General features: G+C 71.2%; 10 protein-coding genes and 1 pseudogene. 8 read left to right on the plus strand and 3 right to left on the minus strand.

The genetic code is table 11. The annotated features are described in order from the left end of the window. A pseudogene (locus tag FL311_RS21810) lies at window positions 1-208 on the plus strand (hypothetical protein); the annotation flags it as partial. A gap of 43 nt (window positions 209-251) precedes the next feature. Then, window positions 252-2,825, plus strand: a complete 2,574-nt coding sequence (locus tag FL311_RS21815; protein ID WP_141327585.1) for a hypothetical protein — start codon at window positions 252-254, stop codon at window positions 2,823-2,825. A gap of 4 nt (window positions 2,826-2,829) precedes the next feature. Here FL311_RS21815 and FL311_RS21820 read toward each other — a convergent pair whose 3' ends face one another. Together FL311_RS21820 and FL311_RS21825 are read right to left on the minus strand one after the other, a co-directional pair. Further along, entirely contained in the window at window positions 2,830-3,603 is a 774-nt protein-coding gene (locus FL311_RS21820) for a glucose 1-dehydrogenase (RefSeq protein ID WP_141327586.1), read from the minus strand. A 29-nt stretch (window positions 3,604-3,632) separates the two neighbouring features. Beyond that, a complete protein-coding gene (locus FL311_RS21825) occupies window positions 3,633-4,619 on the minus strand; it encodes a zinc-dependent alcohol dehydrogenase family protein (RefSeq protein WP_141327587.1) in 987 nt (328 codons plus the stop codon). A 331-nt stretch (window positions 4,620-4,950) separates the two neighbouring features. On the opposite strand from FL311_RS21825, the gene FL311_RS21830 reads away from it, so the two are divergent. Then, entirely contained in the window at window positions 4,951-5,913 is a 963-nt protein-coding gene (locus tag FL311_RS21830; protein WP_141327588.1) for a lysylphosphatidylglycerol synthase domain-containing protein, read from the plus strand. Here FL311_RS21830 and FL311_RS21835 read toward each other — a convergent pair. Continuing rightward, the gene (locus tag FL311_RS21835; protein ID WP_141327589.1) at window positions 5,846-8,062 is read right to left on the minus strand and encodes a molybdopterin oxidoreductase family protein; all 2,217 of its coding nucleotides are present in this window, start codon (window positions 8,060-8,062) and stop codon (window positions 5,846-5,848) included. The genes FL311_RS21830 and FL311_RS21835 overlap by 68 nt on opposite strands. 76 nt (window positions 8,063-8,138) lie before the next feature. Here FL311_RS21835 and FL311_RS21840 point away from each other — a divergent pair, with 76 nt between their 5' ends. From FL311_RS21840 to FL311_RS21860, 5 genes are all read left to right on the plus strand, one after another. Next, a complete protein-coding gene (locus FL311_RS21840; protein WP_141327590.1) occupies window positions 8,139-9,050 on the plus strand; it encodes a hypothetical protein in 912 nt (303 codons plus the stop codon). A 141-nt stretch (window positions 9,051-9,191) separates the two neighbouring features. Next, window positions 9,192-10,199 carry a 3-oxoacyl-ACP synthase III family protein gene (locus tag FL311_RS21845; protein ID WP_141327591.1) on the plus strand — a complete coding sequence of 336 codons (1,008 nt, stop codon included), beginning with the start codon at window positions 9,192-9,194 and terminating at the stop codon, window positions 10,197-10,199. 313 nt (window positions 10,200-10,512) lie between these two features. Next, window positions 10,513-11,067, plus strand: a complete 555-nt coding sequence (locus tag FL311_RS21850; protein ID WP_141327592.1) for a chalcone isomerase family protein — start codon at window positions 10,513-10,515, stop codon at window positions 11,065-11,067. Window positions 11,068-11,195: 128 nt separating this feature from the next. Continuing rightward, entirely contained in the window at window positions 11,196-12,002 is an 807-nt protein-coding gene (locus FL311_RS21855) for an OmpA family protein (protein ID WP_141327593.1), read from the plus strand. A 41-nt stretch (window positions 12,003-12,043) separates the two neighbouring features. Next, the gene (locus FL311_RS21860; RefSeq protein ID WP_141327594.1) at window positions 12,044-14,662 is read left to right on the plus strand and encodes a TonB-dependent receptor; all 2,619 of its coding nucleotides are present in this window, start codon (window positions 12,044-12,046) and stop codon (window positions 14,660-14,662) included.

The following is a 14,662-nucleotide window of genomic DNA, read 5'->3' on the forward strand; positions in this document are numbered from 1 at the left end:
GGGCCAGGAGCCGTGGGTGGGCAACGGCTTTCGCGTGGGCACGGTGCCGCTGACGGAGCTGGCGCCGGGGCCTCGGGGCTCGTCGCCGAGGAGCTTCCGGCGCTCGGGGTGGAGCGTCTTCTTCTCGGCGGAGGATGCGACGGGGGTGCGGCGGCTCTTCACGCTGCCGTTCCGCCCGGATGGCAGGTGCCTCGCGCCGGGGCCGTGAGCGGCGGGAGGAAACAGGTCCCCGGACGTTGTAGACAGGGGGCATGGCTCCCTTCTGGGACAATGGCGCCGTTCGCGGCGCGCGGGTGCGGTGTCCGGGCTGCACCCACTTCAATCCTCCCGGTGCCCGGTGTCCGAGCTGCGCCTGTGGTCCGGTGGCGCCCGAGCACTACGGCGCGGCGCGCATGCTGTTGCACGCGGGGGTGGACCGCTTCGCGCTGACGGGGCGACTGGAGGCGCTGGAGCCTGGGCTGGCCCGACAGCTGGAGGCCCAGTACGTCGGGCAGTGGGCGGGGGTGTTGCGCATCGTCGAGGACGCGCGGCGCTGCGAGCCCTTCCTGACGCTCGGGGGCTTCGTCGAGGAGGCGGAGGACCGCTGGGCGGACGTGGTCCCCTGGAGCCAGCCGCCGGTCTCTCGTGTCGCGGCGGCGGATGCGGATGACTCGCTGGAGGCGCTCTACCAGCGGAGCGAGGACCCGGGCGTGCGACAGCTCGCGGCGCTCGCGGCGGTGAACCGGGGCCGGCCGTCGCGTGAGCTGTACTCCGCGGCGCAGGGGGCGCTGTATGCGGATGGGCTCGCCGGTCTGGAGGCCGCGCTTGCGTTGACGCGCTGGCGGGTCTGGTTCGTCGCGCCGGCGGGCCGGCCGCAGCGGGAGCTCATCGCGCGCCATGCGCGCGACGTGTTCGCGAGTCATCCGGAGCATGCCGCCCGTGCCGCCGTGGCCTGGGTGCGCGCCACCGGCAAGGCGCCGGAGGTGGACCTGCTGCTCGCGCTGCGCGAGGGCCTGCGCGCCGAGGACCAGGACATCGCCTTCGAGTGCGCGCTCGTGTTGGGGGACGAGAGAGGACTGCTCGCCGCGCTGAGCTCGGACGCCGAGGCCAGGGCCGCGCAGGGCTCGGACGGTGAGGGCAATGCCGCGCAGGACTCGGATGCCGAGGACCGGGCCGCGCTGGCGGCGAGGACGCTGGCATCGATGGGAGCTCCCGCATTACTCACGGTCCTGCGGGAGACGCGGAGCGCGGTGCTCGCGCGCGAGGTGATGCGGCGCTGGCCCGCGCCCGCCTCGTGGGAAGCGGTGGACGCGCTGCTGACGGTCTCCGCTGGATTCGATGACGGGCTCATCGAGCCGCTGTCCCAGTGGGCGCGCCAGACGCCCTACGCGAGCCTGCCGCCCGAGGTGCGCGAGCGCTGGCGGCAGTGGGCCGATGCCCGCCTGGGGACGTTGCCCGCGGCGCGTGTGCTGCGATTGCTGGAGTGGGTGCGTGAAGGCGACGAGGCCCCGGACGATGCGTCCGCGACAGCTTTCCAACGCGCCGCGGGCCAGGCCCTGTCCCGCGCGTCTTCGTCCGAGCGCGCGGAGTTGCTCCACTCGCGCGCACTCGTGGACTTCCTCGTCCACGGAGACGTGGAGGAACTGGCCCTGGTGCACACCTGGGCGCGGGACGCGGCGTGCGCGGCGCCGCTCCTGGAGTTGCTCGTGTCGCTGCCCGGACGCCTGCGTCGCGAGCGCCCGGTGCCGGGGCGGTGCGCGCGGCTGCTGATGGCCGCGTGGGAGCGCCCCGCGCGCTCGACGATCCTGGCGCCCTTGAACAAGGCGGTGCGCTCCTGGAGCGGCATCTCCGGACGCGAGGAGCTCATCGACGCGGTGTGGCTGCGCTTCCAGCGTCACCCCGTCGAGCGCGCGGAGCTGCTGGCCGCGTTCGAGCCCTGGCGACAGGAGCTCTGGGAGCGTCAGCTCGCGGCGCAGCCGGACGCCATCGCCATCTTCGAGACCTGGTGGCGCGTGGACTCACAGAAGAGGCTGCCCGACCTGGTGTCCTTCCTCGTGGAGAACGCGCCCGTGGAAGCGCTGCCCGCGAGGCTCCCCTTCGTCTGGGCGGCGGCCGAGGCGCGCGTGGACACGTGGCCTCGCTCCACGTCACACGCAGTCTTCCTCGCCGCCGCGCCGCTGGCCGGGGCCCTGCGCTCGGGACACGACGCCCTCGTCCCCGACGCGGAGCGCTTCCTCGCGTGGTTCCCCGGCTTCGAGGCCCGGGTGCTCGCGGCGCCCTCGCCCGAGGCCGAGTCGAGCTACCAGCGGGACCTGCTCGAGGACCTGCACGTCGAGGTGCGGCTGATGCGCGAGGCCCTCGAGCGTCGAGCCGAGGAGGCGGAGGCCCTGCGCCAGGCCGAGCTGCGCAGGCGGGTGGAGGAGTCGCGGCGCCGCGACCAGGAGCGTCAGCTCGAGCTCGCCCGTCTCGAGGTCGAAGCCGCCGCGCACGAGGCCGCACGGGCCCGCGCGGAGCAGGAGGCGCACCAGGCCCGGCTGGCGGACGCGCTGGCGCGGTTGGGGCCGCGTCCCGCGCAGCTGCGACGGTTCGACGCGAGCCCCCAGGTGGAGCTCCTCCCCATCGACGTGGAGGTCATCTTCCCCGGCGCGACGATGGCCTCGGTGCTGGACTACTCGCGCATCCTCAAGGCCCTCAGCATGGGCGACGACGCACTGGAAGTGTTCGCCGCCAATGGCCTGTCCGTGACGTCGTGGGGCACGGAGGGCCGCGCCTGGGGCGAGGCGATGGTTCGGCGTCCGGAGCTGGGCCTGCGCTTCTCCCAGCTCTTCCACGCGCCCTGGAGCTGAAGCGCTACTGCGCGGTGGAGCCGCCGTCGAGAATCATCTCCGCGCCCGTCATCAGCTTCGACTCGTCCGAGGCGAGGTAGACCACGGCGTTGGCCACGTCATCCGGCTCCCCCAGCGCGCCCTGGGGAATCGTGCGCCGCATCCCCTCGCGCGCCCGGTCCGGTGAGCCCGAGGACGCAATCAGCGCCTTCACCATGTTCGTCTCGATGAACGTGGGGTGGATGGAGTTGCACCGGATGCCGTAGCCGTGGTGCGCGCAGTGCAGCGCCACCGACTTGGTGAACATGTGCACGGCGGCCTTCGCGCTGCCGTACGCCACCAGCGTGGGCACGCCGATGAGCCCCGCCACGGAGGAGATGTTGATGATGGAGCCCCTGGCGCCCGACTTGCGCATGGCCTGGATGCCGTGCTTGCAGCCCAGGAACGTGCCGTCCAGGTTGACCGCGTGCACCAGCCGCCACTCGGCCAGGGTGATGTTCTCCACGTCCTTGGGGACGCCCAGGCCCGCGTTGTTGACGAGCACGTCCAGCCGGCCGAACTTCTCCAGCGTCACCTCCATCGCGCGCACCCAGTCCTCCTCGCGCGTGACGTCCAGCGGGACGAACAGGCCCATGCCCTCACCCAGGGACCTGGCCACCTCGACGCCGGCCTCCTCCTGCTGGGGCCGGTCCGTCACCACGACCTTCGCGCCCTCGCGCGCGAGCATCCGCGCCGCCGCGCTGCCCAGCCCGCCCGCCGCGCCCGTAATCAGTGCCACCTTGCCTTCCACGCGCTTCATCGTCGTGCCTCCCGTCGAACAGCGTGTCTTCAGACAGGTCCATTGGGCGTGAGCAGCACCTTGCCGCCACGTCCACCCTCCATGGAGCGCGCGAGCGCCTCCTGGATGGCGTCCAGCGTGAAGGTGCCCTCCACCGCCGTCTTCAGCGTGCCGTCGGCGACCCACTTCGCCAGCCGGCCGAACATCTCCTGCTGCTGCTCGCGCGGGGCGCGCTTGAGCCACAGCACCAGCCAGAAGCCGCGCAGGGTGATGTCCTTGAAGATGGTGGCCGCGGCCGACAGCTTGGGGCCCTTGCCGGACATGACGCCGTAGTTCACCACCGTGCCGCCGGTGGCGAGCGAATCCCCCAGCCGCCGCGTGGAGTCGCCGCCCACCGCGTCGATGGCCAGCCGCACCTTGGCGCCGCCCGTCGCCGCCTTCACGCGCTCGGGCAAATCATCCGTGTCCGTCAGCACCACGTCCGCGCCCAGCTCGGTGAGCTCCTTCGCCAGCTCCTCGCGGCGCACCACGTTGAGCGTCTTGTAGCCGGCCTGCTTCGCCAGGGTGATGAGGTAGCGGCCCACCGCGGAGTTGGCGGCGTTCTGCAGCACCCAGTCCCCGGGCTTCAACGCGCCGAACTCGCGCAGCAGGATGTCCGCGGTGGGCGGGTTGACGAACAACATGGACGCCTGCTTCAGGTCCGTGCCGGGGGGCACCGTCACCAGCCCCTCGGCGGGCGCCACCAGGTGCGTGCGCCACGTGCCCGCGCCCAGCGGCAGGAACACCAGGTCTCCCACCTTCACGGCAGAGGTGTCCTTCACCTCCACCACGCGGCCCACGCCCTCGTTGCCCGGCACCGCCGGCAGCTTGGGCAGCGAGCCGTACTGACCCGACAGGGTGAGCACGTCCGACGGGTTGATGGGCGTGGCCAGGACCTCGATGCGGACCTGCCCCGACTCGAGCGCCGCGTCGGGCTCCTCCACCAACTCCACCACCTTCAACGGATGCCCGAACTTCGAAAACCGGACCGCTTTCATGGGTTGCTCCGAGTGCGCGCGGGAATTCGGGTCCGCACCCTAGCGACCTTCGGGCCCGGAGCCGAGCACGCACTCCAAGTCGTCGCGGCAACCCGTTCGCCAGGGTGGGGGCGCCGGGCACGGTGTCCACCGGCGGACGCGAGGGGAGGGGCAGGGGAGCACGAGGGCCTCGCATTCCCGCGTCGCGCTGCTCACCTTGCATGGTGACTCGGGGCGGCTGGGTGGCGAGGAGGCGACAGTGGGCAGCAACGTGCGCGCGGGGATGACCCTGGGCCGACCGATGGAGGCCGCGACGGTGGCGGCTCCGCTGGCCGTTCCGTGGAGACGCAGGATGACGGGGCTCCTACGGCCCCTCTTCGCGGTGGCCGGGGTGGGCATGCTGGCGCTGCTGGTGCGCAAGGTGGGCCCGCATGAGCTCGGGAGCGTGCTGCTGGGCGCCGCGCCGTGGCTGCCGTGGGTGGTGCTCCTGGAGGTGGGACGTCAGGGCATGGACGCGCTCGCCACGCGCGCCTCCTATGGCGCGAGCGCGGAGCGGGTGCCCCTGAGGGTGCTGGCGCGCGCGCAGCTCATCGGCACCGCGGTGTCCAGCATGGCGCCCGCGGGCCGCGCGGCGGCGGAGGCCACCAAGGCCGCGCTCCTGTCACCCCACATGGGTGGCGGCACCGCGGCGGCCGCGGCGGCCACGTCCCAGGCGGCCTCGCTGGCGGCCGGCGGCCTCATCTCCTTTCCCTGCGCGGCGGCCTCGTTCCTGCTCACCGGCTGGTCCGTCTTCACGCTGGCGATGCTCGGCCACGGCGTGGTGCTGGTGCTGGCCTCCACGGGCGTGCGCGCGTGCATGCGTGCCCAGGGGCCGTGCGCGTGGCTGGCGAAGCGCTCGTGCAGGTGGGCGCAGCTCACGGAGCAGTTCCGCCAGACGGCGTGCCACGGGCCGCTGCTCCCGAAGGGCCCCGTGCTGGCCTTCCTGGGCAGCCGCACGCTGCAGGTGGCGCAGTACGCGGTGCTGACGCACGCGGTGGGCATCGACACGTCGGTGGTGCAGGCGCTCTTCTCGCAGGGCCTCTACCTGTGCGCGCTGGCGGTGGGCTCGCTGGTGCCCGGCCAGGTGGGCGTGAGCGATGGCGCCTTCGCGCTGGCGGCGGGCGTGCTGGACACCACCGCCGCGCGCGCCATGTCGGTGGCGCTGCTGGGCCACCTGGTGCAGCTGGTCTTCGTGCTCGCCGGCGCGCTCACGCCGCTGGTGTGGCGGATGCCTGGGGTGGCGCGGCCGGCCTCACCCTCACCGGCGTGCCGTTGAAGGCCGCGTTGCCGCTGACGGCGTCCACCGCGTGGTCGTCCGTCAGGTCGTTCTGGCTGATGCCCGCGTGCTCGCTGGCCACGCGCAGCTTCGTGCCCTGACGGCGATGGCCATAGCCGTGCGGCAGGCTCACCACGCCCGGCATCACCTCGTCCGTCACCGCCACCGGCACCGTCACCTCGCCCACGCGGGAGGTGACGGTGGCGTCCACGCCGTCCGCCAGCCCCAGCCGCGACGCGTCCTCCGGGTGCACCATCAGCGTGCAGCGCGGCTTGCCCTTGAGCAGGCCCGGCACGTTGTGCATCCAGGAGTTGTTGTCGCGCAGGTGTCTGCGGCCGATGAGCAGCAGCTCGCCCGCGCGCGCGTCGGGCGCCGCGCCCTCCGGGAACGTCTGGGCGAGCCGCTGCACGTCCGCGACGAGCAGCGGAGGGGCCAGGTGCAGGCGCCTGTCCTTCGTCTGAAGCCGCTCGGGCAGGCACGGCTTGAGCGGGCCCAGGTCCACGCCGTGCGGTGAGGCGCGCAGCTTCGACAGCGACAGGCCCTGGCGCAGCGGATGGAACCGGCTGCCATGCGGGCCCATGCGCAGGCCGACATCCAGCATCCGCTCCGGCCCCAGCCGCGTCAGGGCCTGGTAGCGCAGCGTCTGGCGCACGGACGGACGTCCCTTGCGCAGGGTCTCCAGGCGGTGCTGCAGCGCGAGGACGATCTGCCAGTCGTGACGTCCCTCCGGCCCGGGCTCGAACAGCGGCGGCGAGTACTTGGCGGTGTTGCGCACGGCCAGCGCGTGGAAGGCCACGTCGTAGTGGCCGCGCTCCAGCGGGGACACGGGCGGCAGGATGAGGTGCGCGTGGCGCGTCGTCTCGTTGAGGTACGGGTCCACGCTCACCATGAAGTCCAGCCCCTGGAGCGCGCGCTCCAGCTGCGCGCCGTTGGGCGTGGACAGCACGGGGTTGCCCGCCATGGTGACGAGCGCGCGCACGCGGCCGTCGCCCGGGGTGAGCATCTCCTCGGCGAGCACGGCCGAGGGCAATTCGCCGCCCGTCTCCGGCAGCCCACGCACCCGGCTCTTCCACCGGCCATGGCTGCCCCGGCCGAGCGCCATCGCCTTGGGGCCGCAGATGATGTCGAAGGCGGGCTGGGTGAACATGGCGCCGCCCTCCTTGTCCAGCTGCCCCGTCACCGCGTTGAGCACGTTGATGAGCCACTGGCACAGCGAGCCGAAGGGCTGCGTGGACAGGCCCATGCGCCCGTAGCAGACGGCCGCGTCGGCGGCGAGGAAGTCACGCGCGAGCGTGCGCACCGTGTCGGCGGGGACGCCGGTGTGCGGCGCCACGCGCTCGGGCGGGAAGTCGCGCGCGAGCGCTCGCACGGTGTCGAGCCCGTCCGTGAGCGCGTCCAGGTGTCCCGTCCTCGGCGGGTGCTCGTGGAGCACGACGTGCAGCAGCGCGAGCAGCAGCAGCGCGTCCGTGCCGGGGCGGATGAAGACGTGGGTGTCCGCGATGGCCGCCGTCTCCGTGCGGCGCGGGTCCACCACCACCAGCCTGCCGCCGCGCTGCTGGATGGCGCGCAGCCGGGTGCGCACGTCCGGGGCCGTCATCAGGCTGCCATTGGACGCGAGCGGGTTGGCCCCCATCACCAGCAGATAGCGCGTGCGGTCCAGGTCCGGGATGGGCACCAGCAACTGGTGGCCGAACATGAAGTACGACACCAGCTGGTGGGGGAGCTGGTCCACCGACGTGGCGGAGAAGCGGTTCTTCGAGCGCAGCGCGCGCACCAGCTCCGAGCCGAACACCATGTTGCCCAGGTTGTGCACGTTGGGGTTGCCCAGGTACGACGCCACCGCGTCGCGCCCGTGCGCCTCTTGCACCGCGTGCAGGCCCTTCGCCGCCTGGTCCAGCGCCTCGTCCCACGACACGCGCTCCCAGCCCGTCTGGGTCCGCCGCATCGGGTGGCGCAGCCGGTCCGGGTCCTCGTGCAGGTCCTTGAGCGCCAGCGCCTTGGGACACACGTGGCCCCGGCTGAACGGGTCCTCGTCGTCTCCCCGGATGGAGGTGATGCGCTCCTCCTGCAGTTCGATGCGCAGGCCGCACATGGCCTCGCACAGGTTGCACGTACGGAAGTGGACCCGGGACGTGGCCTTGGCGCTCATGCCGCGCACTCTACACAACGCCAATGCCTGACGCGGATGGCGGTGCCATGAAAGGATTGTGTCACGAGGAGAACACATGCGCCGGATGGAGCCGTGGGTCATCGCCGTGGGGTTGTTGGCATTGTCGCCGCTGGACGTGGGGGCCACCGAGCCGCCCCGAATCGTCGTGTCCAAGGCCCGGGCGCTGAGCTTCACCCGCCAGGACGCGGTGGTGGGGCGGGCCGAGGAGGTGCGGATGGGGATGACGATGCAGCAGGACTTCTACATCACCGCGCCCTTCATGGAGCCGGAGCCCATCGACGTCTCCACCGAGATGTTCCAGGCGCAGGTCTTCACCCCGCTGGAGGTGAAGGGGCCCCTCGTCACCAAGGCGAAGCTCGCCTATGGCGATGTGGTGGACGTGATGAAGGACCCGCAGGGACGGCAGAAGCGGCAGGTCACCGTCGTCCACCAGAAGACCTACGTGGGTGAGGCCAGGGCGGGCCGTGTCGAGGTGACGGACGCGAACGGCCAGCCGGTGCCGCCGGAGGAAGCCGAGCTGGTGCGCAAGGACCTGGACGGGCTGGGCGCCGAGGACCCCCTCGCCGCCGCCTTCCCCCGGGGCCCGGTGAAGGTGGGCGCGAAGCTGGACGGCGTGGCGCGCGCCTTCGAGAAGCTCCTGCAGAAGGGCAACCCCGCGAGCGTGAAGTTCCGCAAGACGCGCGTCCAGCTCCAGGAGATCCACGAGGACCCGCGCGGCCTCGTCGGCCTGTTCCTCGTCTCCACCACGATGGAGCTGGCCCCGGACGAGCAGAACCCCATGACCACCACCATCGCCTACCAGGGGACGATGCACGTGCTGGGCGAGGGCACCGAGCTGACCGCCTTCAACCTGCAGGGGCCCGTCGTCTACACCCCCATCCCCGCGATGAAGGCCAAGGGCATGCAGGTGAAGGGCAAGGGCGACTCGGTCCTCTTCTTCTCCGTCCAGCCCGTGAAGAAGCCCTGACGACACGTCGCGTCAGTCCCCGTCGCGTCGGGACTGGAATGGTCCGGCGCGACGCCCGCATGGCCGGCTGCTCCGCGGAGCAGCGCGGGCGTGACAGCACGCTGACAGAGAATGGGCAGGGTAGGGCGTTAGAGGGTTCCCATGTTCCTGCACGCGCTCGGTCACTTCCATCCGCCCAACCTCCTCACCAATGCCTTCCTGGAGGAGCTGGGCCTCGAGACCTCGGATGCGTGGATATTGGAGCGGGTGGGCATCCGCTCCCGCCACACGGTGCTGCCGCTCGACTACCTGCGGCAGACGCGCAACCGGGACGTGCGGGCCGCGCAGGAGGCCGCGCTCTACAGCAACGCGCAGACGGGCGCCCACGCCGCGCGCCTGGCGCTCACGCGCGCGGGGCTGAAGCCCTCCGACATCGGCCTCGTCGTCGCGGGCGGGTGCAGCCCGGACGAGTGCATCCCGGCCGAGTCCAACCGCGTGGCGCAGGAGCTGGGCATCGACGCGCCGGCCGTGGACCTGCAGAGCGCCTGCTCGTCCTTCTGCACGCAGCTGCACTTCCTGACGGGCATGCGCCCGGAGCGGCTGCCGGAGTACGTGCTCGTGGTGAACATGGACAACTCCACGCGCGTGGTGGACTACGCGGACCGCTCCAGCGCGGTGCTGTGGGGCGATGGCTCCTCGGCGGCGGTGCTGTCCCCCCGCGTGCCGGGCCGCTGGCGAATCACCCAGACGCGGCTCGCCGGAGACCCCTCGGGCGCGGACAAGGTGCGCGTGCCGCGCATCGGCCACTTCACCCAGCACGGCGCGGAGGTGCAGAAGTTCGCCATCCGCCGCGCGGGCGAGACCTTCCTGGACCTGCGCGCCGACTACCTGGCCCGACACCCGGACCGGGGCCCCGGCGACGTCACCTTCATCGGCCACCAGGCCAACCTGCGCATGCTGGAGGCCGTCCAGCGCCGCTGCGAGGTCCCCGAGTCCCGCCACTTCTTCAACGTCCACGTCCGGGGCAACACCGGCGCGGCGGGCGCCCCGGGTGTCCTGAGCGAGCACTGGGACGACCCCGGCCTGGGCGACGCCCTGGTCCTGAGCGTGGTGGGCAGCGGGCTCACCTGGGCCGGCGCCCTGCTCGAGCGCACTCGCGCCGCCCCCTGACGCACCCTGGCACCCCGGTCCGAAGTGTCCGACCGGGCGCCCGTCATGCAGCCTCCTTCCCCGCACGTCGGAGAGCGCTGGTATGTTCTCCAACGAGCGTCATGGCCCTGACACCCCGCGACATCCCCCTCCCGAGCTCCCCGTGGCTGACAGCCCCGGGCCCGTGCGCCTCGACGCCGGGCGTGGGCGGGGCCTCACCCCGGGTCCGCTCCGTCCACTGCTCCACAGGGAACTGGAACGATCCGCTGGCGGTCGCGTCCAGGCATGCGCACCTATCCGGGCACCGTACTCGGACGGGGCGGGGGTCGGACGCATGAGAGAGCAGGCGTGGAAGAGCGCGCGGTGGCTCGTGCTGGTGGGGTGGGTGCTGGCAACGGGCGCGGCGCAGGCGGGACAGAAGCAGGTGGGTGGAGTCCACATGCCGGACTCCCTGCAGCTCCAGGGGCGCACGGTGGAGCTGGCCCACATGGAGCTGCACAAGCGCTTCTTGTTCAAGGTGTACGTGTGGAGTCTCTATCTGGAGTCGCGGCCGAGGAGCGCCTCGGAGGCCATCGCCTCCAACTCCGTGAAGCGGCTGCACTTCCGCTTCCTGCGCGACATCACCCGCTCGCAGCTGGTGGACAGCCTGCGCAACGGCCTGCACCGCAACCCGGAGCTGCGCGAGGGGCCACTGTCCCAGCAGCTGGGGGTCATGCTCGCGTCGCTGCGTGACGTGGAGAAGGGCGGGGACCTCATCATCACCTACACCCCGGATGGCGGCCTGGAGGTCGGCGGCGCGGCCAGCGGCGGCGTGTTCATCCCCGGCAAGACGTTCGCCGACGCGCTCTTCGCCGTCTGGCTGGACGTGCACCCCATCTTCCCTCGCTGAACCTTTACACCCGGGCCCTCTGGCGAGGGTCCAGGCTGGCGAAATGCCCGTGTGGGTTCTTCCTGACCTTGGAACTTCCAGGCAGTAGGCTGGAGCTCCAACCATCGCTGTCAGGAGAATACATACACATGCGGACACGGCTGATTCTGGCTGCGCTCGTCGCGCTCTCCACCACGGGATGCGTCTCTCAGGGCAAGTTCGACGCGAAGGCCCTGGAGGCGGAGAACCTCACCAAGGGCCTCAACGACGAGAAGGGCGCGCGCGAGGCCGCCGAGGCCAAGGTCAAGGAGCTGACGGAGAAGATCGCCGCCTTGGAGGAGGAGAAGAAGGCGCTGGAGACGCGGCTGACCACCTCCGAGTCGCGCCTCACGGCGGGCGCCGCCGAGCGCCGCGCGTTGCAGGACCAGAACGCGCAGCTCGCCGCGCTCAACGAGGAGCTGGCGCGCAACTCCAAGAAGCTGGCCCAGGCCAAGGAGGAGCTGGAGAAGAAGAGCTCCGAGTACGAGAGCCTGGCGCAGAGCCTCAAGTCGGAGATTTCGGAAGGCAAGATTGAGCTGTCCGAGCTGAAGGGCCGCATGACGGTGCAGCTCAAGGACAAGATCCTCTTCGCGTCCGGCTCCGCGCGCGTGGGCAAGGAGGGCGGCGAGGCGCTGAAGAAGATCGCCGACGCGCTCAAGAGCGTGCAGGGGAAGATCATCCGCGTCGAAGGACACACGGATGACGTGCCGACGGGCGGCGGCCAGTTCCCCACCAACTGGGAGCTGAGCCTGGCGCGCGCCATGGCGGTGGTGCGGGCGCTGCAGGACGCGGGCGTGGACCCGACGACGCTGTCAGCGGCGGGCTATGGGCAATACCAGCCCATCGCGGTCAATGACTCGCCCGAGAATCGCAGTCTGAATCGTCGTATCGAAATCGTTCTCGCACCCAAGTTGTGAAAGCGTTAGGGAGGTCGGGCGCCTTCGCGCCCTTCCCCCCCATGAGAACGTTCCTGGCCGTTTTGTGTTTCTGCCTCGCCGCCGGAGCCTGGGCCCAGGTTCCGGACGGCGGTGTCGCCGACCCCGACGCGGGCGTCCCCACGGGCGTGTTGACGAAACCGCCCGAGCTGCTGCGTCAGGTCGAGGCGCCCTATCCACCCGAAGCCGCCGCCCAGCAGCTCGAGGGCACGGTGGTGATGTTCATCGACATCTCGGAGACGGGCGCCGTCACGAATGTCGAAATCACCCAGCCCGCCGGCCACGGCTTCGACGAAGCCGCCGTGGAGGCCGTGAAGCAGTTCGAGTTCTCCCCGGCGGAGGTCGACAACGTCCCCTCCCCGGTGCGCATCCAGTACGCCTACCAGTTCGTCTTCCGGCCGGTGGCCCCGCCCACCGACGCGGACGGTGGCACCGTGGAGCCCGAGGCCCCGGTGAACTTCAGCGGCCAGGCGCTGGAGCGCGGCACGCGCAAGCCGCTCAACGGCGCGGAGGTGGTGCTCCCGGAGCTGGACCGCTCCACCGTGGCGGACTCGGAGGGGCGCTTCTCCTTCCGGGGCGTGCCGCTGGGCACCCACGAGGTGCTGGTGGTGCAGGGCGGCTATGACCGCTTCAAGACGCGGGAGACGGTGTCCGAGGGCCGCGAGACGCGCGCCACGTACTACGTGCAGAAGCGCATCTTCAGCCCCTTCGAGACGGTGGTGCGCAGCGACCGTGAGCGCAAGGAGGTGACGAGCACCACGCTCCAGGTGGCCGAGGTGCAGCGTGTGCCCGGCACCCAGGGCGACACGCTCAAGGTGGTGCAGAACCTGCCCGGCGTGGCGCGCCCGGCCTTCAACGGCGGCGCCCTGGTCATCCGCGGCACCAGCCCCCAGGAGTCCGGCGTCTTCCTGGACGGGCAGCGCATCCCCCTGCTGTTCCACTTCGGCGGCCTGACGAGCGTCTACAACTCCGAGCTCCTGGAGTCGCTGGACTACCTGCCCGGCAACTTCTCCTCGTACTACGGCGACATCACCGGCGGCGTCATCAACGTCAACAGCCGCGAGCCGAAGATGGACCGCATCCATGGCACCGTGGGCGTGAGCCTCATCGAGTCCAACGCCGTCATCGAGGGGCCGATTACCGACACGCTGGGCTTCGCCATCGGCGGCCGGCGCTCGTACATCGACATCGTGCTGGGGGTGATTCCGGAGGGCGACGACGGCCCGAGCCTCCAGGTGGCGCCGCGCTACTACGACGCGCAGCTCAAGCTGGTGTGGAAGCCGATTTCACGCCACACCTTCACGCTGCAGGGCATCACCTCGAGAGACAGGCTGGGGCTGGTGTTCGACCGACCGTCGGACGACGACCCGTCCGTCAACGGCAACCTGGACGTGACGACGGGCTTCAACCAGCTGCGCCTGCGTCACCAGTACCGCGGGGAGCGGCTCACGCTGGACACGCACGCGCTGGTGGGCAACACGCTGGTGGAGTTCGAGATTGGCGAGCGCAACCTGCGCATCGCCTCCACGGACCTGAACCTGCGCGCCACGGCGGAGTACGCGCTGGTGGAGCCCTTCACCCTGGCGGGTGGCGTGGACGTGACGAGCAGCTTCGCGAACGTCAAGGCGCGCATCCAGCGCCCGCCGCGTGAGGGTGAGCCGCCCAGCCCGCTCGTCACCGAGGACCTGCTCGACACCGATGGCGACTTCCTCCAGTACTTCCCCTCGCTGTGGATTGAGGGGCGCTGGCGTCCGTTCAAGGGGCTCTTGGTGGTGCCGGGCGTGCGGTACGAGGGGTATGTCTTCACGGACCAGAAGAAGGCCAGGCGCACGCTGAACCCGCGCCTGGCGGTGCGCTACGCGCTGACGGACACGCTGACCTTGAAGGGCGGCGCGGGCGTTTACCACGGGCCTCCGGTGCAGGATGAGCCCAGCCTCGCGTTCGGCAATCCGGACCTCTCCGCGAAGCGCTCGCTCCAGTACGGCGTGGGCGCGGAGTGGCAGCCCGTGCAGGAGTGGTTCGTCAGCGGCGAGGTCTTCTACAACGATTTGGACAACCTCATCAGCCGCTCGGACGCGCTGGTGGAGCGCGACGGGGAGCTGGTGCCGGAGCGGCTGAAGAACGGCGGCATCGGCCGGGTCTACGGCTTCGAGCTGCTCGTGCGCCGCGCGCTGACGGAGCGCCTGTTCGGCTGGATTGCGTACACGCTCAGCAAGAGCGAGCGCCGGGACGCGCCCGGGGCGAACTGGCGCCTGTTCGACAACGACCAGACGCACGTGCTGACGGCGATTGCGTCCTACAAGCTGCCGAGGGGCTGGGAGGTGGGCGCCAGGTTCCGCTTCGCGTCCGGCAACCCGACGACGCCGGTGGTGGGCTCGGTGCGTGACGACGGCACCGACGTGTTCCTGCCGCTGTTCGCGGCGGTGAACTCGCGGCGGCTGCCGTCCTTCAACCAGCTGGATGTCCGCGTCGACAAGATCTTCGTCTTCGACAAGTGGACGCTGGACCTCTACCTGGACTTGACGAACGTCTACAACAACGCGGCGGTGGAGGGCATCGCCTACAACTACAACTACACCCAGAGCGCCTACTTCGAGGGACTGCCCATCCTCCCCGTCATCGGCGCCAAGGGGAGCTTCTGA

It is taken from the genome of Myxococcus sp. AB025B, from assembly GCF_006518215.1.
Classification (GTDB): domain Bacteria; phylum Myxococcota; class Myxococcia; order Myxococcales; family Myxococcaceae; genus Myxococcus; species Myxococcus fulvus.